The organism is Bowmanella dokdonensis, from assembly GCF_017254865.1.
GTDB classification, from domain to species: Bacteria; Pseudomonadota; Gammaproteobacteria; order Enterobacterales; family Alteromonadaceae; genus Bowmanella; species Bowmanella dokdonensis.
Window position 1 is genome coordinate 1 of record NZ_JAFKCV010000323.1, and the last position, 299, is coordinate 299.

The following is a 299-nucleotide window of genomic DNA, read 5'->3' on the forward strand; positions in this document are numbered from 1 at the left end:
GTCAGGCTCTCGGAATACGAACTAACGCGGCGCACCAGCAGCTCAGCCTGGTTAACGGTATAGATATTACCGCCCAAAGGACCAGGGGCACGCTCAATAAAGTTATCGGAATAAGCCCAGATGTTACCGCGGGCATTGTCGATCATCAGCCCCTGCTGACGGTCCGCATCGTCCATATCGGTGTAAAACACATCGGCCAGGAACTCCAGGTTTTCAGTAACACTGGCCTGGAAGCTAGCGCTCAAACCCAGACGGTCACGTTCGGTCTGCTTGTCCATCATGCCGTGGAAACGCTGGCT

The 299-nt window shown here is 54.8% G+C and carries 1 pseudogene; it reads right to left on the minus strand.

Annotated elements, in window-relative coordinates:
- Positions 1 to 299, minus strand: a pseudogene (locus tag J0A66_RS22770) (TonB-dependent receptor); the annotation flags it as partial.